This window comes from Nostocoides jenkinsii Ben 74 (assembly GCF_001046875.1).
GTDB lineage: Bacteria > Actinomycetota > Actinomycetes > Actinomycetales > Dermatophilaceae > Nostocoides_A > Nostocoides_A jenkinsii.
On record NZ_HF571038.1, the window covers coordinates 794,979 to 816,113 of the forward strand.

Consider the following 21,135-nt stretch of genomic DNA (forward strand, 5'->3'; position numbering starts at 1 on the left):
CCGTGCCGTGACGTCCGCAACCCACTCGACACCCGAGTCGGCGCGAGAGCACGCAACACGGTCTCGCACCAATGCGTTCATCGCCCTCGTCGCGACGCTTGGGGTGCTGCTGTCGGTGGTTGTCTGGCTCGTCGCCGGCCCACCCACCGATGTGGTCGCGCTGGCCCTGCTGATCGCGCTGGCCGCCGCCAGCGGTCGCGCGAGTGTGCTCAACCGCGTCCGCGGCATCGTCGGCCTCTCCACGATCTCCTCCTTACTCATCATGCTGGCGATTCCGGTGGCGGGACCGGCCGCCGCACCGTTGGTCGGCCTCGGTGGTGCCCTCGCCACTGTCGGCTCGACCGAGACTCGCCGACTGGTCTTCAACGCGGGCATGCGCGCCGTCATCGCCGCCGTCGCGGGTCTGATCTATGTCGCGGTGCTGGCGCGCGCCCCGCAGGAGGATCGATCGCTAGCGTGGACGGCCGCCGCCCTGGGGCTGGCCGTTGTCGTGCAGTGCCTCTTCAATGCCATCCTCGTCGGCGCCGTCGTCGCGATCTCCGAGCGCACCTCACTGCGGGGCCAGGCGCTCGGGCTGCTGTCATCGACGGGCCTGCCCTATCTCGGGCAAGGATTCGTGGCCTACCTGCTCTACGTGCTCTGGATCCCGGTCGGGTTCGGCCCCAGCACGCTGATCTTCGGCGGGCCCGCGATCCTCGCGACGCGCTGGCAACTCTCCCAGTATGGCGCGGAGCAGCGCGCCCGGCAGGGCGCCTTGGCCGCACTCCAGACGGCGATCGAGGTGCGCTCGGGGGCGGCGGCGCGGCATACGTCCGAGGTGGCGACCCTCTGCGAAGGCCTCGCCGTCGCGCTCGCCCTGCCCGCCGACGAAGTGGACATGCTGCGCACGGCTGGGGTGCTGCACAACCTCGACATCCTGACTGTGGATCGCCCCTCCGCCGGCCACGGCGAGGGCACGGACCTCACCACGACCCGCGCGATGGGGCAAGTCACCTTCCTCGCCGCCGCCCGGCCGGCGCTGGAATGGCAGCGGATTCCGTATGCCGCGCGCCCCGCCCCGCCGCGCTCGGCGGCGATCCTCGCGGTCGCCGACGATTTCGTGCTGGCCCGGGAGCGGTTCACGCACCTGGAGGTCCGTCCCGACGCGGGTCGGGAGGCGGACGAGGCGGCACGGCAGGTCATCGTGGCGAGCAGCGGAACCACCTACGACCCGAGCGTCGTCGAGGCACTGACTCGGTTGCTGCGGCGGGGGCGCACGTGAGTGCCGATGACATCACCGCCGGCCTGCGCCCGGCGGTGGTGGGCTCGGCCACGGCAATCGCCCTGGTTGCCGGGGTGTTGTGGTGGCGCAATGGAGCCGAGTTGGTCGTAGAGGACACCACCTTCGTGGTTCTCGCGTGGCTGGCCATCGTCATCGGCGAGTTGTGGCGCGTCTCGCTCGACTACCGCACCACCGCCCCCTTGGCCGTAGCCGGGTCGATGGCCCTGGCGCTGACGCCGATCGGCCCCGACGCAACAGTGCTGCGGGCGGCGCAGGTCATCGTGGTGGTGTTGGGGGCTGTGTTCTTGGCTCTCGGCATCCGTGCCGCCCTCGGCTGGTCGGCCGGCATCGACGAGGTCTCCGCACGACTGGTCGGTCTCGGGGTCACTGTGGTGCTCTCGCGCAATCTCACGATTGAGGGACGCCCAGTGCTGACGTGGGCGACCGACGCGCGAGCTTGGCAAGCGGCTCTCGCGCTCATCGCGATGTGTGCTGCCGGGATCTTCGTAGAACTGCTGACCTGGACGTTGATCTTCTGGCAGCGCCGGGTCTCGCTTGTGTCGATGGTTCGTGAGGACCTGATGCGCTCGGGGGCCCTCGGCAGTGCGATGGCGCATGCCGGGCCGCTGGTTGCGCTTGTGGCGCCTGTCGCGGGTCCCACCTCCCTGATCCTCGTGCTCGGCCCGTTGGCCCTGGCGATGGCGGGCCTGCGCCGCCGGGAGCGGACCCAAGCGATCTACCGGGAGACAGTGGCGGCACTCTCGCGACTGACGGACGACTCCGGACACACGCGTCCGGGGCATGCCCGCCGCGTCGCGGATCTGTGCAGTGCCATGGGCCACGAGCTGCTCATGTCGGACCGCGAAGTCGACAACCTTGAGCGGGCGGCCCTGCTGCACGACGTCGGCCAAGTCGCCCTGACCGTCCCGCTCCCGGGCGGGGCTAGCATCCTGGCCGATCCGGACAGTCAGCGGCGGATCGCGGGCGACAGTGTCCGGATCGGGTCGCAGGCCGGCCTTGAGGTCGAGGTCTGCGACGCGATCACCGCCAGCACCCAGCAGTTTCGTCTCATGCGCGAGTTCGGGGAGAAAATCCCCCTCGCGGCGCGCATCCTCAAGGTGGCGAATGCGTATGACGATCTCACCGGCGGGCGCGGTGGCCCGACGCGATCCGCCGCGCTGGAGCGCATCCAGCTTGGCCTCGGTTACGAGTACGACCCGAGGTGTGTCGACGCGCTCGCCCGAGTGACGAAGGCACCGCCCGGATAGCCCGGGCGGCGCCTTCGGGTCGGCCTTCTCAGGCCTTCTTGGTCTCGGCGAAGATCTCGGCGATCTCGTCAATCTTGGCCAGCAATTCGTCGGCCTTGGCGACATCGAAGCTCGCTTTGGTGCCACCGGCACCGGCCAGCTTCGTGGCCTCGTTGACCAGGGTGTGCAGGTTGGGGAACTTCTCAAAGTGCGGCGGCTTGAAGTAGTCCGTCCACAGCACCCACAGGTGGTGCTTGACCAACTCGGAGCGCTGCTCCTTGATGATCGCCGCCCGGACCCGGAAGTCGGGGTCGTCGTTGTCGGCAACCTTGGTGCAGATCGCCTTGATCGACTCGGCCTCGATGCGGGCCTGGGCCGGGTCATAGACACCGCACGGCAGGTCGCAGTGCGCGCTGACGGTGCGGACCGCAAGACGTCGGAACATGTCGGATCCTTTCGATGGAGTGGTCGGCCGGAATCCCCGGGGACCTCTTCTAGCAAACCTACCGCCGCGGACCGACATCCCGTCGGCCAGGGCGCGGCCAGATGCGACACACCACCCGAGCCAGCACATCGTCGTCACCGATCGAACCGAAAAGCCAACTGTCCGCCCCGACCGCGGGGTTGTCACGTTCGACCCACCACCGCCCGGGATCGGCCGGGTCTCGCGAGGTGAGCCGTTTGACGCTGACCGGGCGCGGCATCCCGTCGCGGTCGCGAGGCAAGCGCGCCACGACGATGCTCCCGAGGAGGGGCGGCGCGCCATACCGAATAAGGAGCAGGTCTCCCTCGCGCAAGGTCGGCTCCATGGACGCGCCCGTGACGCGGACCACGGCCAGGCCTCGGCGGCGATGTGACACGATGGCAAACCCTACGTGCGACGACGACGAAGGAGCAGCGCGATGCCCCCGGAGGCCGACAGTCCCACCACCGACGACCCGGTATTCCGGGCCCACGAGGGTGGCAAGTTGGCCGTCGCCGCGACGAAGCCGCTGCGCGACCGCGACGATCTGAGCTTGCTCTACACCCCGGGCGTCGCCGCGGTGAGTTCGGCGATCGCCCAGCAGGCGGAGTTGTCGTTCCGCTACACGTGGCGCCGCAACACCGTCGCCGTCATTAGCGACGGCACGGCCGTCCTCGGGCTCGGTGACATCGGGCCGTTGGGGGCGTTGCCGGTCATGGAGGGCAAGGCGATCCTGTTCAAGCACTTCGCCGACGTCGACGCCGTCCCGGTCTGTATGGAGAGCGGCAGCGTCGACGAACTCGTCGAGGCGATCGCCCGCATCGCCCCCACCTACGGCGGCATCAACCTCGAAGACATCTCGGCGCCGCGATGCTTCGAGATCGAGGCTCGGCTTCGCGCGCGCCTCGACATTCCCGTGTTCCACGATGATCAGCACGGCACGGCGATCGTCGTCCTGGCCGGTCTGATCAACGCAGCCCGGGTGCTCGATCGTGCGCTGGCGGATCTGCGGATCGTGATCAGCGGCGCCGGTGCGGCCGGGGTCGCCGTCTGCAAACTGCTCGCACTCGCGGGTGCGCGCGATCTGATCGTGTGTGACTCCCGGGGCGTGCTCGGCCCCGACCGCCGAGACCTGGCCGGGCACAAGAAAGAGTTGGCGGCCACCACCAATCCCCGTGGGGTGTCCGGCTCGGTGACCGATGCGCTGGACGGTGCCGACGTGTTGATCGGCGTGAGCGGCGGCTCGATCGGGGAGGACGCCATCGCCCGCATGTCTGAGCACAGCGTGATCTTTGCCCTGGCCAACCCGACGCCGGAGGTCGAGCCGACGCTCGCCGGGCGCTATGCGGCGATCGTCGCCACTGGGCGCTCGGATCACCCCAACCAGATCAACAACGTGCTGGCCTTCCCGGGCATCTTCCGCGGCGCCTTGGACTCCGGTGCCAAGCGGATCTCCGAGGAGATGAAGCTCGCCGCCGCCCAGACCATCGCCACGCTGGTGGAGGCGCCGACCCCGCAGGAGATCATCCCGTCGGTGTTCGATCCGCGAGTGGCGCCCGCCGTTGCCAAGGCTGTCGCCGCGCTGGCCTAGAATTGGGCTGCCGGTTGCCGTTCCGGCCCTTCTTTGTACCCCGAGTCTGACCCGTCGAGCCTGACTCCCGAGCCTGGAGAACGCCGTTCTCTGAGGAACTCCCGATCCCGACGTGGTCCTGGTGTCGAGCGCCGTCGGGGAGTTCCCGCTGCAATTGGACGCACCCAACCTCGACGACGCCTGGAGGGACGGGACGATCACGACGTTGACCAGGCTGAAGGAGGCCGGGTCCGCTCCGATCGTCCTCGGCAGCCCCCCGACTATCCGCGACCCTCGACTGTGTCTGAATCGAATCACCCAGGCGCGCGGATGCACCACGGAGATAGATAGGGTGTACGAGCGCAAGGTGAAAGCCGAGCACGCTGCGGCCCAAGCGGTGGGTGTGGCAATGATCGACGTGAGGACGTGGATGTGCGCCGGGTCGACCTGCCCCCTGACCGTGGGGCACTATCTGACCCTTACGGACACTACGCACGTGACGGCGGCCTTCGCCGCGGCGCTGGGACCGGTCTTGCGTCAAGAACTGGAGAAGGAGGGACAACCATGACGAGCACCCGCAGCTCCGTCTCGTGGTGTCCCGCCCCGGGTTTGCTGTCGACGAGGGTCGATGGCCGCCTGACCATCCTGGCTCCCACCGCGGATCAGCCTCTAGCCTTGGATGACAGCGCCGCGATGATCCTGGAACTCTCCTCTGGCCGCAGCCTGGAAGAGATCGTCGACACCCTCCTGGAAATGTTCGACGTCTCCGAGGATGTCCTGCGTCACGACGTCGACCGTGTCGTCGAGGTGCTCGCGCGGTATGGCGTGCTGGTCCCCTCTGCCAAGGAAGCGGGTCGATGAGCCAGCCCCTCGCGGAGCCGCACGTCTCACCGAAACCCCTCTCGATTTTGGTCGTGTGCACTGGCAACATCTGCCGGTCGGCGTTGGCGCACCACTACCTCGCCCATCACCTGCAGCAGGAGGCGCCCGACGCCTTCCAAGTTGCCAGCGGGGGCACAGGGTGGTTCGAGGGGTTGACGGTCCCGCAGGACCTCATCGAGATCGCCCCCGAGGTCGGTGACCGTCTCACGGGGCACGCCTCCGGGCCGTTGGAGATCGCGCAGATCCGTGCCGCCGACCTGATCCTGACGGCGACGACTGAGCACCGGAGCCGGGTCCTCGTCGAGGTGCCGGCCGCCTTCAAGCGGACGTTCACCATCCGGGAGTTCGCCAACGTCCTCGCTGGCCGCGGGTTGCGTCCCGGCGCGGATCCCGACGCGTGGCGAGCCGCGATCGCCCAGGTGGCCCGCTATCGCGGTGGCGCGGATGACGCGGACATCGAGGACCCCTACCGGCGGGGGCGCGCGGCATACGAAGGCATGCGCGCGACGATGCTGCCCCTGCTCGACGTGGTGATCGACGCGGCGCGGTCGGAATAGCTCTGAAGCCCACGTAGATTTGCTGGTTGGCGAGGCCCGTCCGGACTTGCCGAATGTGGCTCGCGATAGATGGGATCGGGTTTCGCGCGTGGCAAATGAACCAGGGCAGTCTGCGCTCGTCGACTTCAGGGTCGTCGGGCGTGCCCTCATCCAACACTGACGCGGCATGCTCACGCTGGCGAGCGCCGGCGTCATCCTGGCGTCGCTCTGGTCATTCGTTCAGCCCCGCGAATACACCGCGCAGTCAGCGCGATTGTGTTTGCCGGCTCCAGTTCCAATGTCGGCGAGGGTCAGGCGCAGATGGCCTTCACCCGTGCGAAGGCCACGCAATACCAAACGCTCGCCCAGTCTCCACCCGTCGTCGATGAGGCCTACCGGCTGTCCGGTCTGAAGCCGGAAGGCTCCATCACCGTCGCCGCCTACATCGAGGCGTATGCCGCGGACGGCCTCGATCTCGTCACCGCCGACGACATCATGTATCCGCAGGGGTGGCTGGCCGCGCTCATTGCCGCCCGTCGGGCGCACCCGGGGGAGTTCGTCGGCTATCGCGCGAAGCGGGTGCTCCTCGACGTCGCAGGAGAACTCACACCGTATGCCGAGTGGCCCAGCGCCGACGTCGGCGAGAGCGGCCCTCGGGTGTTCCTCACCGGTGGCGCGGGCGTGGTGTTCCCGCAACGCCTCACTGGCAGATGCACGAAGCGGGGGACTCCTTCACCGAGACCTGTCCGCGCGCGGACGACATCTGGATCAACGTCCAGGCACTCCGCGCCGGCGTCGTGACGCGCCGGGTGCCCTGCCGCGGCTTTGCGCTGAGCTTCCCGCGGTCCCAAGGGGAGGGCGCGCTCCATACGGACAATGTCGGGCGCGGCGGCAACGATCGGCAGTTGGCCGCGACCCTGACGCCCGGTGATGTGGACGTGCTGAACGCCGGCTGACGGGTCGTCAACCGGCGTTCAACGGGTCGTTCCTGCGGTCCTTGATCGACGATGAGTCGTCGAGCAAATCCTCATCGAGCGGGTCGTCGAGGCGCGCGAGCCAGGCGGCCAGGCGCTCGATCGGCACCTCGAACTCCGGGTGCTCGTCCACGAAGGACCGCAACTGGTCGGCGATCCAGCCGAGGCTGACCTCTTCCTCGCCTCGGCGCTCCTCCAGTTCCTCAATGCCGCGATCGGTGAAGTACATCAGCGATCGAAGGCCGCAGCCAGGAGGGTGGCCTGCTCGGCCGCGTGCTTCTTGGACGAGCCCGAGGCCGGGGACGCGGAGGCGGGGCGGCTGACGGATCGCAGGGGCTTGGTGTAGCCGTGCGCCGCGAGCAGCTCCGGCAGGTTGAGCGCCAGGAACGGGTAGGCACCCTGGTTCTTGGGCTCGTCCTGCACGTGCACGAGTTCGGCGTTGGGGTAGTGCGCCAGGTGGCGAGCGATGGCGTCTCCCGCGAGTGGGTACAGCTGCTCAAGGCGAAGAATCACGGTGCGCTGGTCGCCGCGCTTCTCCCGCTCGGCCTCCAACTCATAGACGACCTTGCCGCTGGCCAGCAGAACGCGATCCACGGCGTTGGCGTCGAGAGTGATCCGGTCGCCCAGCACCGGCTCGAACGATCCGGTCGTGAAGTCGGTCGGCATCGACGAGGCGGCCTTCAGGCGCAGCATCGACTTCGGCGTGAACACGATCAGCGGGCGACGGGGACGGGCATACGCCTGACGCCGCAGCAGGTGGAAGTGGCTGGCCGGCGTCGAGGGGTAGGCGACCGTCATATTGTCCTCGGCGCACAACTGCAGGAAGCGCTCGATCCGGGCACTGGAGTGGTCCGGGCCCTGGCCTTCGTAGCCGTGCGGCAGGAGCAGAACCACGGAGGAGCGCTGCCCCCACTTCTGCTCCGAGGAGGAGATGAACTCATCGATGATGGTTTGCGCACCATTGGCGAAGTCACCGAACTGGGCCTCCCAGAGAACGAGGGCGTCCGGGCGCTCGACCGAGTAGCCGTACTCGAAGCCCATCGCGGCATACTCCGACAGCAGCGAGTCGTAGACCCACAGCTTGGCCTGGTCGTCGCTGAGGTAGCGCAGCGGCGTCCACTCGCCCGCCGTCTCCTTGTCGATCAAGACCGCGTGACGCTGCACGAAGGTGCCGCGTCGGCTGTCCTGGCCGGCCAAGCGCACGGGGGTGCCTTCCATCAGCAGCGACCCGAACGCGATGAGCTCGCCGAAGCCCCAGTCGATGCCGCCCTCGCGCACCGCAGCGGTGCGCTTCTCCATGGCCTGGGCGAGCTTGGGGTGCACGGTGAAGCCGGGCGGCGGGTCGGTGAAGGCGTCGCCGATGCGGTGCAGCATGTCTTCACTGATGGCCGTCTGGCTGGAGCTGTGCCGGGGAGCGTCGGCGTTCTGAGCGGTCGGCCGCTCCAGACCGGAGTGCCCCTCGACGTCCGTGCCGCGCACGGCCGGGTCGCTGGGTGCGTCCCCCTGGGACAGCGCCGCCTTGGTGTCGGCGAAGACGCGCTCCAACTGCGACTGGTAGTCGCGCAGGGCCGCCTCGGCCTCGTCCTGGGAGATGTCGCCACGACCGATGAGCGCCTCGGTGTAGAGCTTGCGGACGCTGCGCTTGGCCTCGATGAGGTTGTACATCAACGGCTGGGTCATCGACGGGTCATCGCCCTCGTTGTGGCCGCGGCGCCGGTAGCACACCATGTCGATGACGACGTCCTTGTTGAACGCCTGCCGGAACTCGTAGGCAAGCTCGGCCACCCGGACGCACGCCTCCGGGTCGTCGCCGTTCACGTGGAAGATCGGGGCCTGGATCATCTTGGCCATGTCGGTGCAGTAGAGCGAGGACCGCGAGCTGCTCGGCGCGGTGGTGAAACCGACCTGGTTGTTGATAATCACGTGCACGGTGCCGCCGGTGCGATAGCCCCGCAGTTGCGAGAGGTTGAGGGTCTCGGCGACCAGGCCCTGGCCGGCGAAGGCCGCGTCACCGTGCAGCAGGATGGGCAGGACGGTGAAGTCCTCCCCGCCGAGGTTGATCCGGTCCTGCTTGGCGCGGGCGATGCCCTCCAGGACCGGGTTGACGGCCTCCAGGTGGGACGGGTTGGCCGCGAGGTAGACCTTCGTGGTCGCGCCATTCTCGGCGGTGAAGACGCCCTCGGTGCCAAGGTGGTACTTCACGTCTCCGGAGCCTTGGACCGAGCGGGGGTCGGTGCGGCCCTCGAACTCGCGGAAGATCTGTCCGGGGGACTTGCCGGCGATATTGGCGAGGACATTGAGGCGGCCGCGGTGCGGCATACCGATGCAGACTTCCTCAAGGCGGTCGTTGGCGGCCCGCGAGAGGATGCGGTCGAGCACCGCGATGACGGACTCGCCGCCCTCTAGAGAGAATCGCTTCTGCCCGACGAACTTCGTCTGGAGGAAGGTCTCGAAGGCCTCCGCAGCGTTCAGGCGGCGCAGGATGCGCAGCTGCTCGTCGCGCGAGATCTTGGCATAGCCGACCTCGACCTTGCGCTGGATCCACTCGCGCTGCTCGGGATCGGTGATGTGCATGTATTCAATGCCGATGCCGCGGCAGTAGGAGTCACGCAGGATGCCGAGGATGCGACGCAGCGGCAGGAACTTCTGGCCGCCGAATCCGCCGGTGGCGAAGTGCCGGTCGAGGTCCCACAGCGTGAGGTCGTGGCTCGCGACGTCGAGATCGGGGTGGCGCCGCTGACGGTATTCGAGCGGATCCGTGTCGGCCATGAGGTGGCCCCGGACGCGGTAGGAGTGGATCAGCTCCTGGACGCGGGCGACCTTGTTGATGTCGTCGTCGTGCGAGGCGTCGATGTCCTGCATCCACCGAACCGGCTCATAGGGGATGCGCAGGCTCTCGAAGATGTCGTCATAGAACCCGTCGTCGCCGAGCAGCAGTTGGTGGATGACGCGCAGAAGGTCACCGGACTGGGCGCCCTGGATGATCCGGTGGTCGTAGGTCGAGGTCAGCGTGAGGATCTTGCTCACGCCGTTCTTGTTGATGATGGTCGTGCTGGCGCCCTGCCACTCCGCGGGGTACTCCAGCGCGCCGACGCCGATGATCGCGCCTTGGCCCTTCATGAGCCGGGGGACGGAGTGAACCGTGCCGATCGTGCCCGGATTGGTCAGGCTGATGGTCGTGCCCTGGAAGTCCTCCACCGCCAGGGAGTTGGACCGCGCCTTGCGGATGATGCCTTCGTATGCCGCCCAGAACCGGCCGAAGTCCATCGTCTCGGCGGCCTTGATGCTGGGAACGAGCAGCTGCCGGGTGCCATCGCTCTTGGCTAGGTCGATCGCGATGCCCAGGTTGACATGCGCCGGCATGCTGACGGCGGGCTTGCCGTTGACCTCGGTGAAGCTGTAGTTGAGCTCCGGCATCTTAGCTAGGGCCCGGACGAGGGCGAAGCCGATGAGGTGCGTGAACGACACCTTGCCGCCGCGGGAGCGGGCGAGGTGGTTGTTGATGACGACGCGGTTGTCGATCAGCAGCTTCGCCGGGAGGCTGCGGACGCTGGTGGCGGTGGGGACCTCTAGCGAGGACTCCATATTGGTCACGACACGCGCCGGCGCACCACGCAGCGGGCTGATTTCCGGGCCCTGGGTGGACTCGGCGGCCGGGGAGTTCAGGGCCTCGCGCGGCTTGGGTGCCGTCTTGGGGGCGGCATGCTTGGCCGCATCGGCTGCCCGGGAGGTGGGTGCCGCCGTTGCTGGTGCTGGTGCGGGTGCGGGTGCGGGTGCGGCGGGTGCCGGGTCCGGTGGAGCCGACGCGGCGGGGGCTGCCGGAGCCGCGGCGGCGGGCGCCGGGACCGACGCGGTTGGTGCCTTCGCCGGGGCCGGGGCGGGCGGCGGGGCTGACGCGGTTGGTGCCTTCGCCGGGGCGGGCGCCGGTGGTGCGCCATTGGACGACGGGGTTCCCCCGTTGTCGGCGGGACGGTAGGTCGAGAAGAACTCCCACCAGGCGCGATCAACCGAGTTGCGGTCCTTGAGGTAGCTCTCGTACAACTCGTCTACGAGCCAGTCGTTGGGCCCGAAGGCCGCGTTCTGATCACCGGGGTTCTGGGGCTCAGCCACTGCCGGATGCCTCTTTCATTCGTCGTCGTCGACGGATACACGGGGAACTTCAAGGGTACCCCGATTCACCTCGCGACCCTCCTGCCGGTCCGCCCCTTGAGGCACCGGCCTCGGCTGGTCGCGAGGTGGTCGGGGTGTGTCATCAGGTGACGTCGCGGCGCGTGGTCAGGAACGCGCCCGTGACCGAAAGGACCGCGGCGTAGACGATCAGCACGATGGCTGCTTGCCACCAGTGGTCGAAGTACTGCGCAGCGCTCTTCGGATCGACGCTCTGACCAGCGAGGGGATTGCTCGTGATGACCATATTGGTGGTGAGTTGGCCGGGGATCCACTTCATCGCGGAGTACCACTCCTTGACCGTGAAGATGATCGACAGCGCGATTTGGATCACGAAGGTCGCCCCGACCGCGAGCAGCACGGCAGCGATCTGGTTGCGGATGAGCATCCCGACGCTGAAGCCCAAGAGCATCCAGATGATGAAGGCGATGATGCCGATGCCAAGCGACTGCCACACCTTGGGCTCGTTGAGCATTGTCGGCTGGTGCTTGACGAACTTGATGATGGGCACCGCGCCGGCGAGGCTCGCGGCGGCGTGCAGCACGGCATACACGGCTCCGGTCACCGCGACGGCGACCAATTTGGACACCATCACGACCCACCGGTTCGGGGTCGAGAGGAAGGTCGCCGTGATGGTCTTGTGGCGGTACTCGCCGGTGATCAGCAGCACGCCCATCGCCAGCGGGAACAGGATGGTCATCTGCTGGATGATGCCGGCGTTGTAGATCATCTGGGCCGTGCCGACCGTGAGCCGCGCAAACGGATTGCCTTGTCCCTCACCGCCATCCATGTCGGCGTTGCCGAGCAGGGCGGCGAAGCCCATCGCGATGAGGGCGGCCAGCACGGACATACCCAAGGCCATGCCCCACCAGAGACGGGTCGTGAAGACCTTGCGAATCTCGGAACGGATAGCGCCGATCACTTCTCGTTCCCCCCGTCGCGCCCCATGATGGCGTCGCCTGCGCGTGGTGCCGTTGTGGCATCCCCCAGATTGCGGTTCTGGCCCTCGGTTAACCGGAAGAACATGTCTTCGAGATCACTCACCTGTGCTTGCAGCTGCCAGATCGGCACGCCGGCCCGCAGCGCGACGTCACCGACCAAGCGCAGGTCGTCGGTCTCGACCAGGAGCGCGCCGTCGGGGGTCGCGTGCGAGGTCACATCGGCGACCCGCAGGGCACCGGCGAGCCGGCTCGGGTCCGAGGTGCGCACGAGCGCCGAACTCGGACCATGCAGATCGGCCATCGTCCCCGACTTCACGAGTTGGCCGTTGCTGATGATGACCACGTCGTCCACGGTCTGCTCGACCTCGCTGAGCATGTGACTCGAGACGAGTATGGTGCGGCCGTCCGCCGCGAGGCCGCGCAGGAATCCGCGCAACCACCGGATGCCCTCGGGGTCCAAGCCGTTGGCGGGCTCGTCCAGGACCAAGACCTGGGGGTCGCCCAGGAGGGCCGCGGCGAGGCCGAGGCGCTGCCGCATACCCATCGAGTAGCCGCCGGCGCGCTTGCGCGCGGCGGCCGGGATGGCGACGAGTTCGAGCATCTCATCGACCCGCTTATCCGGGATCTCCGCGGCGGCGGCCAGGACGCGCAGGTGGTCGCGGCCGGAGCGGCCCGGGTGAAAGTTGGTGGCCTCCAGGGCCGAGCCGACGACCCGCAGCGGGTTGGCGATGGCACCATACTGCCGTCCGCCGATCGTCGCGGTGCCCTCGGACGGGCGGATCAAGCCGAGTAGCATACGCAAAGTCGTGGTCTTGCCCGCGCCATTCGGCCCGAGGAAGCCGGTGACCCGACCGGGCTCGACGGTGAAGGTGAGGTCGCGAACGGCGGTGAAGTCGCCGAACCGTTTGGATAGGTTGTGGAACTCGATCTGTGATGGTGGTGCCGGCGGGGCGGTGGTCATCCGCTTCCTCTCCAATGGCTTCGTGGGCTTCTGCCATTAGATCAGGCCGCGCCCGTAGACTCACGCCACTATGACCGAGTGGCTCCTGGTTGTCCTCGCCGTCGTGCTCACCTTGGGGACCGCCGTCTTCGTCGCCGCCGAGTTCTCCCTCGTTGCCCTTGACCGCCCGTCGGTCCAGCGCGCTGTCGACCAAGGGGATGTGCGCGCCGGCACGGTGTTGGCGTCGTTGCGCGGTCTGTCGACGCAGCTCTCCTCCGCCCAGGTCGGCATCACCTTGACCACGCTGATCCTCGGATTCATCGCCGAGCCCAGCCTCGGGGCGCTGATCGAGGGGCCGCTCCTCTCGGCGGGGCTCGCGGAGGGAGCCGCGAGCACCACAGCGTCCTTGGTGGCGCTCGTGATCGCGACGCTCTTCTCGATGATCGTCGGAGAACTCGTCCCGCAGTTCCTCGGAATCAGCGCGCCGCTGCGGGTGGCCAAGATCGTTGCCGGCCCCGTGCGGGTGTTCGCGATCGTCGCCAAGCCGCTGATCGCCATACTCAATGGTTCGGCGAACGCGATCCTGCGCGCCATCGGGATCGAGCCGCAGGAGGAACTCTCGGCCGCGCGAACTCCGCAGGAGCTCGCGTCGCTGGTCCGCACGTCGGTGGCTGCCGGGACGCTGGACGCAGGCACGGCGCGGTTGGTGACCGCCTCACTGGGGTTTGGGGCGCAGAGCGCCGCCGATGTCATGACCCCGCGCTCGCGCGCCGTGAGTGTGGAGCGCACCACCACCGCCACCGAGATCGTGGCCTTGGCGCGCTCGACGGGGCACTCGCGGTTCCCGGTGCTGGGCACCGACTGGGACGACATCGACGGAATCGTGCACGTGAAGGCGGCGATCTCTGTGCCCTACGAGCGGCGCGCGGCGGTGCCGGCCTCGGCGCTGATGGTCGACCCGGTGATCGTGCCCGAAACCGTTCGGCTCGACCCGCTGCTGGCCAACTTGCGTGCGTCGGGTCTTCAGTTCGCGGTCGTCGTCGATGAATACGGCGGCACCTCCGGGGTGGTCACGCTGGAGGACGTCGTTGAGGAGATCGTCGGGGATGTCGGCGACGAGCACGACCGTGGCCAGACAACGGGTCGCCGACTGTTCGACGGGTCGTGGACGATCCCGGGTCTGTGGCGCCCGGATGAGGTGCGCACGCGGATCGGGGCCCCGCTGCCGGACGGCCCGGCATACGAGACCGTGGGTGGGTATGTCATGGCGGTCCTCGGCCGGGTGCCCCAGGTCGGGGACGAGATCGATGAGATCCCGGGGTGGCGGCTGAGCGTGGCTGACATGGAGGGCCGCCGGGTCGACCGGCTGCGGCTGACGGCCATCGAGCCGGCCGCCGACAAAGCGGGCGAGGGCGGCGAATGAACCTCAGCCTTTGGATCACCGTGCTGTTGTTGCTGCTCAATGCGTTCTTCGTCGGCGCGGAGTTCGCCGCGATGGCGGCGCGACGCAGCCAGTTGGAGCCGCTGGCGGCCGGCGGCAGCCGACGCGCGGCGACGTGTTTGCAGGCGAGCGAGCACATGGGGTCGGTGTTGGCCTGCGCCCAACTTGGCATCACCTTGTGCTCGGTCCTGCTCGGTGCGGTCTCGGAGGCAGCGCTGCACCACGTGTTGGAGGGGCCGATGGAACGCTTCGGCTTCGACGAGCGGGTCACCAGCGCTTTGGCGTTGGCGCTGGCGCTGCTGATCGTGGTCTATCTGCACGTCGTGGTCGGCGAGATGATCCCCAAGAACCTCTCGATCTCCGCGCCCGAGCGCGCGGCGCTGGTGCTGGTCCCGCCGCTGTATTGGCTGACGCGGGTGCTGCGGCCGTTTATCTCGATCATGGAGGGGGCCGCGAAGTTCGTCGTGCGTCGTCTCGGGATCGAGCCTAAGGACGAGGTGTCGAGCGCCTTCACCGCCGAAGAGGTCTCGCACATCGTCGCCGAGTCCCACCGGGAGGGCCTGGTGGAGGAGGAGCAATACGGCCTCGTCGGAGCGGCCCTGGAGTTCAGCGACAAGAGCGCCGGCGAGGTCGGCATCGCGCTGCGCAATCTGGTGACGGTGGGTCAGGACGCGACGCCGGAGCAGATCGAGCGGCTGGTGGCCCGGCACGGGTTCTCGCGCTACCCCGTCACCAACGCGTCGGGGGAGCTGATCGGCTATCTCCACCTCAAGGACATCTTGTATGCCGATGAGGCCCAGCGCAGTGAGCCCGTCCCGGCCAAGCGGATCCGGCGGCTCGCGACCGTCGCCCGAACCGACGAGGTGGAGGACGTCCTGACCACCATGCAGCGCACCGGATCGCATGTGGCCCGGGTGGTCGACGCCGAAGGGGTCGTGCGGGGAGTCGTCTTCCTCGAAGACGTGCTGGAGCAGTTGGTGGGCGAGGTCCAGGACGCCTCGCAGCGGTAGGCGTGGCCCGGGGCCGCGCGCGGGCACGCCAGCAGCTCAGCGGGTCGACAGCGTGTCGCGATGGGAGGCGATCACGGCCATCACCGAGCGCTTGGTCTCGGGCAGCCCGGCGATCTCCCCGAGGAGCCACGCCTGGCGAGCCGCCGTCTGCCCTAGCTCGTCCCGGGCGTGGGCGAGTTGGGTGGCGAAGTCGCTCTCGACCGGGATGGTGGTGCCGTTCGGGGAGGCGCTGACCTCCTGGGCCGCGGCAAACAGACGGACGGCGACTGCGGCCTGCCCGGAGATGGTGGCCAGCCCGGCGCCCACGCGGATGCATTGGGCCAGGGCGAGGGACTGGCCCGACCGCTCGGCCTGCGTCAGGCCGGTCTGCAAGAGGTCGGCGGCCTCGGCCGGACGACCGAGGAGGAGCGCGGCCCGAGCCAGGGTGATCGTCGCGTCCCGTGCCTCGGGCGGGAAGGCGACTCCCGCCAGGTCACGCGCGGCGCCGGCCAGGTCGTATGCGCCGGTGGGGTCGTCGGCGTCCAGGGCGATCTCGGCCAGGGTGTTCAGGGTGTCGGCGGTCCGGGCGTTGTCCTGGCGGGCACGCACGACCGCCAACCGGCGCTCGTAATGGCGGCGTTCGCCGTCGAAGTCCCCCCTGATCGCGCACGCGATCGCCTGCGCGCTGAGCGCGACCGCCGTGATCGGATAGAGCGCCAGGTCACTGGCCAGGTCGTATGCCGCGCGCGCGAGTTCCTGACCGCGTTCGGGCGAGCCGGTGACCACCAGGGCCGCGCCCAGGTAGCACGCGGCGGTCGCCTCGGCGGCACGGTCCCCGGTGGCGATGGCGAGGTCCCGGGCCGCGGTCGCATGGCTGATGGCGCTGGGCCAGTCGGTCAGGTGATAGGCCAGCTGCGCGCTCGCCAGCCGCAGGGCCAGCTCGACCGGTCCACCGTCGCCGACGAGGGTGCGGACGTCATGGCTGAGGTCTCGGCCCTCGCGAGCCCGCCCGGAGGCCAGCCACCAGGGCGTGGATGCGACGACCAGGTCGGTGGCCAGCGAGACCTCGCCGCGCTCACGGGCCGCCCGGATGGCCGCTTCGATGTCGGCGGCGTTCTCATCGAACCGGGCGATGTCGACGGCCGCGGTCGGTCCACAGTCGGCGAGGGTGCGGGTCTGGGCCAACAGGTGACGGGCGAGGTGGCGGCGGTGTTCGGCGAGGTGCGGCTCGCCCGCAAGTCGGGCGGCCGCGAAGGTGCGCACAGTTCCCAGCGCGACGAATCGGATCCCGACCCTCGCGGCGACCGAGCGGATGAGCCGCGCATCGAGCAACTCACCCAGGAGTTCGAGGACATTCGGCAGGTCCGAGGCGATCGCCTCCACCGCCTCGATGGTGAACCCACGCTCGAAGAGCGCTACCCGGTGACAGAGCCGACGGGCGTCGTCGGAGAGTCGGGAGTAGCTCCACTCGATCGTCCCGGAGATGGTGCGCTGGCGCGCCGGGAGGTCCGGCGCGGTCGAGGACAAGATGTCCAGGCCCGCCCGCAATCCGTCCTCGACTCCGGTGAGTCCGAGCAGACGCACGCGGGCGGCTGCCAACTCCAGCGCGAGGGGGACGCCGTCGAGGAGGCGGACCACGCGGCATACCTGCTCCTCGTGGCCCGCCAGAGTGAGGGTCGGGGCGCTCGCCTGGACCCTTTCGACGAACAATTCGGCGGCCGCGGTGTGGATCGCGGGGCCGACGGCTCTGCGGCCGGCTCCGGCACATCGAGGGGTGGAACGGGAATTTCGTGCTCACGGTTGAGTCGGAGGCCAAGTCTGCTGGTGACGAGGACGGTGAGGTAGGGCGCCGCGGTGGTCAGCGCGACGACGAAGTCGGCCCCGGCAGGTAAGGACTCGAGATTGTCCAGGACGAGCAGACCCGAGGTGATGCCGGTGGCGTTGCCGAGGGAGGCCAGGGCGTCGGGCCCGTCGTCGGCGCCGAAGAGCAGGGCGATCTCGCGGAAGAGTTGATTCGCCTCGGTCGCCTCGGTGACCTCGACGAAGTACACCGCATCGAAAAGCGCTCGGGCGCGGGCCGACTCGGCCGCGACCATGGCGATGCGGGACTTGCCCGTCCCACCCAGGCCGATCAGGCTGGCGACGGAGACGTCGGGCCGGCTCAGCACGGCAACGACGTGCTCGACCAGAGCTTCGCGTCCGATGGTGCGCGTCGGCGGCCGGGGAATCCGGCCCCGCGCCCGCGGCGCGGTGGGTGGCGCCGGACGCGCCCGTGCGCTCTCCTCGGGAGGCGGGGTCGTCAGGCCCGTCATCGCCGGCGCTGGCGTGGCGGCGATCGCCGGGGCGGCGAGCGCGGGGTCCTGCCGCAGGATGCCGAGCTCCAGTTGCCTCAATGCCTCCCCAGGATCGATGCCGAGTTCCTCGGCCAACCGCTCCCGCGCCTGCGCGTACGCCTGCAGCGCGTCGGCCTGCCGGTCACACCGATACAGGGCCGTCATCAGTTGGCCGCAGAGGCGTTCGCGGGTCGGGTGCGTGCGGACCAACTCACCCAGCTCGGCCACCTCCTGCGCATGGCGGCCGAGCGCGAGCGCGACATCGATGCGCTCCTCCACGGTCAGCAGCCGTTCCTGTTCCAGGTGGGCGGCCTCCAGCGTGGCGAAGGGCAGGTCGCGCACGTCCGCGAGCGCCGGCCCCGTCCACAGGCTCAAGGCGTTGTCGTATGCCGCGAGCGCGCCCGCATCGTCGCCGCGATGCCGGGCGTCCCGAGCGGCGTGCTGTGCCGCCCGGAAGTCACGAACGTCCACCTCCACCGAGGCGTCCAATACGTAGCCGGGTGCCTGGTAGCGCAGGAGTCCGTCACCCCCGCCACCCCTGAGGGCCTTGCGCAGGTTGTGGACGAAGACCTGCAAGGTTGCGCCCGGATTGGCCGGTTCGGCGCCACCCCAGATGCCCTCGATGAGCGCGTCGACCGTGACGAGGCGGGGCGCAGCCAAGGCGAGCATGGCCAGGACTGCCCGCTGGCGGGGGTCCGCCGAGGGCGAGCGGGCCGGCCGCGGCGGTCGCCGTGACCGGACCCAGCAGCGTCACCCTCATGCGCCGAACCCTATTGCCCCTTCCCTCGCGCAGGAGTGGACTCTAGGCTCCGGATCAGCCGGGAACTGGGAGGTCAAGGTGGACACGGTGCGCAGAGCGGTCCGACGGGTACTCACATTGGCGGCGGCCGCGACGGTCCTTCTCGGAGCGGGGGGCCAGGCGGGGGCGACCGGGATGGCGGGGATGGCCGGAGCGGGGGTGGCCGGGGCCAACCGAGCCGGCTACTGCGGGCTCACGGGCATGACGGTCAACGCGTGGACCGGTGGGGGAGATGGGACCACCTGGGAGGACGCGGCCAACTGGTCCGGGGGCCACGCGCCGGGGATCAGCGTCTCGGACCAGAACACCGCATACGTCTGCATTGACGCGCACGGGCCGGTGACGATGACGGACTGGGCCTGGGTTCAGGCCGTCGACGTCGCCGAGGGGACGACGCTCAATCTCGCGACCGGCTCGATCCTGTTCGGCCTCGGGGACCAGTCGACCCGGCCGTCGACCTTCCGAGCGGGGTCAACGATCCACAACTCCGGGACCATCGGCGGGAGCGGCCGCTTCGAGGTGGGCGGCCTGCTCACGTGGACCTCGACGCTCACCGGAGCCAGCACGATGGTGACCCGTCGCTGCGCCATGTTCGCGGAGGGGACGACGAACGCCTGCTCGGGTCCCGTGAGCGGAGTGCCCGGCACGATGCGTGTCCTCGACACCGGAGTGCTCGATGTGAACGGAAATTCGGTCGGGGTCAACCTCATGGACCAGTACCGGTTGGAGGTCAGTGGGACCCTGCTCCTGAGCGGGACCGCGGGTTATGTCGCGGCGGACCGCGGCACGTCTCTGTCGCTGATCCCCAAGGCGTCGACGGGCGTCGGGCAACTGTTGATCGCCAATGACGGCGGGTGGTACGAGGGGCGCACCGACTACGGCCAAACGACCCTGTCGGCGATCGTCAACGGCGGGCTGATCCGCAAGACCGCCGGCACGGGCACCAGCGTCGTCATCGGGACCTACTCGCAGGTCGGCGCCGGGGCGGTGCAGGTCGACAGCGGGACGCTGTCGATGCCGGACGGGCTGGTGACCAAGGTCCAGGTGGCCGCCGGCCGCACATACGCCAAGGGCGCCTGCACGACCGCGAGCTATGGCTGCGCACCGGTGGCCACGGTCGCGGACACGCAAGTCGCCTCGGTGACCGTTCCGGCCGGGGATCCCGGCGGCGCCGCCCTCTCGATCCAGGAAGTCAACGAGGCGTCCATCTCGGGCGCGCGTGGGCGGCCGGTATGGGTGCGCCAGAGCGGTCTCGCGGCGACTGCCACCGCGCCGGCGATCCTGAAATTGCGCTTCGACAAGTCTCTGGTAGCCGGCAAAACCATTGCGACGACAGAGATTTGGCGGCGGGGAGAAGGCACCGCGACCTATGCCAAAGTGCCCACGTGCACGGCTGCCGGAGCCCCGCCGGCCGGACCCTCGTGCGTCGATCGACGTGGGTTCGCGGGCTCGTCCAAGAAGCTCGCTGACGGTGACTTCCTGATGGTGGTGCGCACTCGCGCGTTCAGCCGCTGGGTTGCGCGTTGACGGCCTTAAGCCGCCGCTAAGTGGGCCTTAAGTAGCACGCCGGAATCTTTCCTCATCACCCCAACACCGGGGCCAAGGAGAGGAAAGATCATGAACCGCTTGTTCGCCACCACCGCCACCGCCGCGCTGCTTGCTCTCGGCCTGGGCGGGGGCACCGCCAACGCCGACACGCTGCAATACCGCCCGGCCGACCTCGACAAGTCCATCGTGTGGGTCGCCGTCACCTGGGACGGCACCGTCACGGTCCCGTTCACGGATGGCACCACCGAGGACAAGCACGCTTCCGTCCAGTCCTTCTGCACCGGCTGGTTCGTCAGCACGACCGGCGACATCGCCACCGCCGGCCACTGCGTCACGCAGGACAAGGAGCTCGAGCTCGACCTCGTCGCCGCCGTCATCAAGGAGAACGACTACGACATCAAGGCCAGCAAGACCGACTGGGACGTCGAGATCGAGGCGCCGAAAGTCACCGTCGGGCAGACCACGTCCGTCTCGGGCGGGCCGTTCGCCGGAGGCACCTACCTCACTGCTCAACTCGTTGCCGCGCAGGCGTTCGAGGACGGGGACAACGCCCTGCTGCGCGTGGCGGACCTGACCGGAACCCCGGCCCTCCAGATTGCCGAGGGCACCCCCGAGACGGGTGAGGGCATCACTTCGATCGGCTTCCCCGGCAGCGTCAGGGCGGTCTCCGATTTCCAGCGTCAGAGCCCCTCGCACAAGAGTGGCTCGGTGAGCTCGCGCCAGTACAGCTCCCACGGGGTGCCGTCGACCGAGATCGACGCGGCGGTGAGCGCCGGGATGTCCGGTGGCCCGACGGTCAACGACGTCGGCAACGTCATCGGCATCAACTCGTTCGGAATCACCGGCGAGAGCCAGCCGTTCAACTTCGTCACCGACGCCAAGACCCTGCGTGACTTCCTCGCGAGCAATGGGGTAGTCCAGCCTGCGACCGTGCCCCCAGCCGGACCCGACACCCCAGCAGATGCCGGTTCGGCGACGGGACAGGCGGCGACGGGACAGGCGGCGACGGGACAGTCGGCGACGGGGCAGGCGGCGACGGGGCAG

Annotated in this window: 19 protein-coding genes and 1 pseudogene; 12 read left to right on the forward strand and 8 right to left on the reverse strand. The window is 69.0% G+C overall.

Going from position 1 to position 21,135, the window contains the following annotated elements; all coding sequences use genetic code 11:
* The first annotated feature begins 7 nt into the window (after positions 1-7).
* Positions 8-1,261, forward strand: a complete 1,254-nt coding sequence (locus tag BN13_RS19130) for an HD-GYP domain-containing protein (RefSeq protein WP_048544535.1) — start codon at positions 8-10, stop codon at positions 1,259-1,261.
* The gene (locus tag BN13_RS03735; RefSeq protein ID WP_048544536.1) at positions 1,258-2,529 is read left to right on the forward strand and encodes an HD-GYP domain-containing protein; all 1,272 of its coding nucleotides are present in this window, start codon (positions 1,258-1,260) and stop codon (positions 2,527-2,529) included. Before BN13_RS19130 ends, BN13_RS03735 begins: the two co-directional genes overlap by 4 nt.
* 28 nt (positions 2,530-2,557) lie before the next feature.
* Here the strand turns inward: BN13_RS03735 and sodN are convergent, their stop codons facing one another.
* Positions 2,558-2,953 (reverse strand): superoxide dismutase, Ni, encoded by a 396-nt coding sequence (sodN, locus tag BN13_RS03740; protein ID WP_048544538.1) that lies wholly within the window; start codon positions 2,951-2,953, stop codon positions 2,558-2,560.
* Between the two features lie 58 nt (positions 2,954-3,011).
* Positions 3,012-3,368, reverse strand: coding sequence for a S24 family peptidase (locus tag BN13_RS03745; RefSeq protein WP_201329040.1), 357 nt, complete (start codon positions 3,366-3,368; stop codon positions 3,012-3,014).
* A gap of 42 nt (positions 3,369-3,410) precedes the next feature.
* On the opposite strand from BN13_RS03745, the gene BN13_RS03750 reads away from it, so the two are divergent.
* The 6 genes from BN13_RS03750 (at position 3,411) to BN13_RS19135 (ending at position 6,915) form a co-directional block, all read left to right on the forward strand.
* Positions 3,411-4,562, forward strand: coding sequence for an NAD(P)-dependent malic enzyme (locus BN13_RS03750; protein ID WP_048544540.1), 1,152 nt, complete (start codon positions 3,411-3,413; stop codon positions 4,560-4,562).
* A gap of 112 nt (positions 4,563-4,674) precedes the next feature.
* Positions 4,675-5,109: an SGNH hydrolase domain-containing protein gene (locus tag BN13_RS03755; RefSeq protein ID WP_048544542.1), complete on the forward strand. Its 435-nt coding sequence runs from the start codon at positions 4,675-4,677 to the stop codon at positions 5,107-5,109.
* On the forward strand, positions 5,106-5,402 hold the full coding sequence (locus BN13_RS03760) for a PqqD family protein (RefSeq protein WP_048544544.1): 297 nt from the start codon (positions 5,106-5,108) through the stop codon (positions 5,400-5,402). The genes BN13_RS03755 and BN13_RS03760 overlap by 4 nt, the downstream gene beginning before the upstream one ends.
* Complete coding sequence (locus tag BN13_RS03765) at positions 5,399-5,980, forward strand: arsenate reductase/protein-tyrosine-phosphatase family protein (protein WP_048544546.1); 582 nt, start codon at positions 5,399-5,401, stop codon at positions 5,978-5,980. Before BN13_RS03760 ends, BN13_RS03765 begins: the two co-directional genes overlap by 4 nt.
* Positions 5,981-6,280: 300 nt before the next feature.
* Positions 6,281-6,760 carry a hypothetical protein gene (locus tag BN13_RS03770; RefSeq protein ID WP_157038414.1) on the forward strand — a complete coding sequence of 160 codons (480 nt, stop codon included), beginning with the start codon at positions 6,281-6,283 and terminating at the stop codon, positions 6,758-6,760.
* Complete coding sequence (locus BN13_RS19135) at positions 6,757-6,915, forward strand: hypothetical protein (RefSeq protein ID WP_157038415.1); 159 nt, start codon at positions 6,757-6,759, stop codon at positions 6,913-6,915. The genes BN13_RS03770 and BN13_RS19135 overlap by 4 nt, the downstream gene beginning before the upstream one ends.
* Positions 6,916-6,922: 7 nt before the next feature.
* On the opposite strand, the gene BN13_RS03775 is transcribed toward BN13_RS19135, so the two are convergent.
* The 4 genes from BN13_RS03775 to BN13_RS03790 form a co-directional block, all read right to left on the reverse strand.
* Positions 6,923-7,162 (reverse strand): DUF6104 family protein, encoded by a 240-nt coding sequence (locus BN13_RS03775; RefSeq protein ID WP_048544549.1) that lies wholly within the window; start codon positions 7,160-7,162, stop codon positions 6,923-6,925.
* Positions 7,162-11,043 carry a multifunctional oxoglutarate decarboxylase/oxoglutarate dehydrogenase thiamine pyrophosphate-binding subunit/dihydrolipoyllysine-residue succinyltransferase subunit gene (locus BN13_RS03780; protein ID WP_048544551.1) on the reverse strand — a complete coding sequence of 1,294 codons (3,882 nt, stop codon included), beginning with the start codon at positions 11,041-11,043 and terminating at the stop codon, positions 7,162-7,164. The genes BN13_RS03775 and BN13_RS03780 overlap by 1 nt, the downstream gene beginning before the upstream one ends.
* 142 nt (positions 11,044-11,185) lie before the next feature.
* Positions 11,186-12,022, reverse strand: coding sequence for an ABC-2 transporter permease (locus BN13_RS03785; RefSeq protein WP_048544552.1), 837 nt, complete (start codon positions 12,020-12,022; stop codon positions 11,186-11,188).
* On the reverse strand, positions 12,019-13,002 hold the full coding sequence (locus BN13_RS03790) for an ABC transporter ATP-binding protein (RefSeq protein ID WP_048544556.1): 984 nt from the start codon (positions 13,000-13,002) through the stop codon (positions 12,019-12,021). Before BN13_RS03790 ends, BN13_RS03785 begins: the two co-directional genes overlap by 4 nt.
* Positions 13,003-13,072: 70 nt before the next feature.
* Between BN13_RS03790 and BN13_RS03795 the strand changes: the two genes are divergently transcribed.
* Both BN13_RS03795 and BN13_RS03800 read left to right on the forward strand, forming a co-directional pair.
* Complete coding sequence (locus BN13_RS03795) at positions 13,073-14,404, forward strand: hemolysin family protein (RefSeq protein WP_048544558.1); 1,332 nt, start codon at positions 13,073-13,075, stop codon at positions 14,402-14,404.
* Positions 14,401-15,432, forward strand: coding sequence for a hemolysin family protein (locus BN13_RS03800; protein WP_048544560.1), 1,032 nt, complete (start codon positions 14,401-14,403; stop codon positions 15,430-15,432). Before BN13_RS03795 ends, BN13_RS03800 begins: the two co-directional genes overlap by 4 nt.
* Positions 15,433-15,468: 36 nt before the next feature.
* Here the strand turns inward: BN13_RS03800 and BN13_RS20550 are convergent, their stop codons facing one another.
* Positions 15,469-17,121, reverse strand: a complete 1,653-nt coding sequence (locus BN13_RS20550) for an ATP-binding protein (protein WP_268806950.1) — start codon at positions 17,119-17,121, stop codon at positions 15,469-15,471.
* Between the two features lie 284 nt (positions 17,122-17,405).
* Positions 17,406-18,428, reverse strand: a pseudogene (locus BN13_RS20870) (AfsR/SARP family transcriptional regulator); the annotation flags it as partial.
* 163 nt (positions 18,429-18,591) lie between these two features.
* Between BN13_RS20870 and BN13_RS03810 the strand changes: the two are divergent.
* Both BN13_RS03810 and BN13_RS03815 read left to right on the forward strand, forming a co-directional pair.
* Positions 18,592-20,070 (forward strand): hypothetical protein, encoded by a 1,479-nt coding sequence (locus BN13_RS03810; protein ID WP_157038416.1) that lies wholly within the window; start codon positions 18,592-18,594, stop codon positions 20,068-20,070.
* Positions 20,071-20,160: 90 nt separating this feature from the next.
* Positions 20,161-21,135: S1 family peptidase (locus tag BN13_RS03815; RefSeq protein WP_048544566.1), on the forward strand; the 975-nt coding region annotated here is incomplete at its 3' end.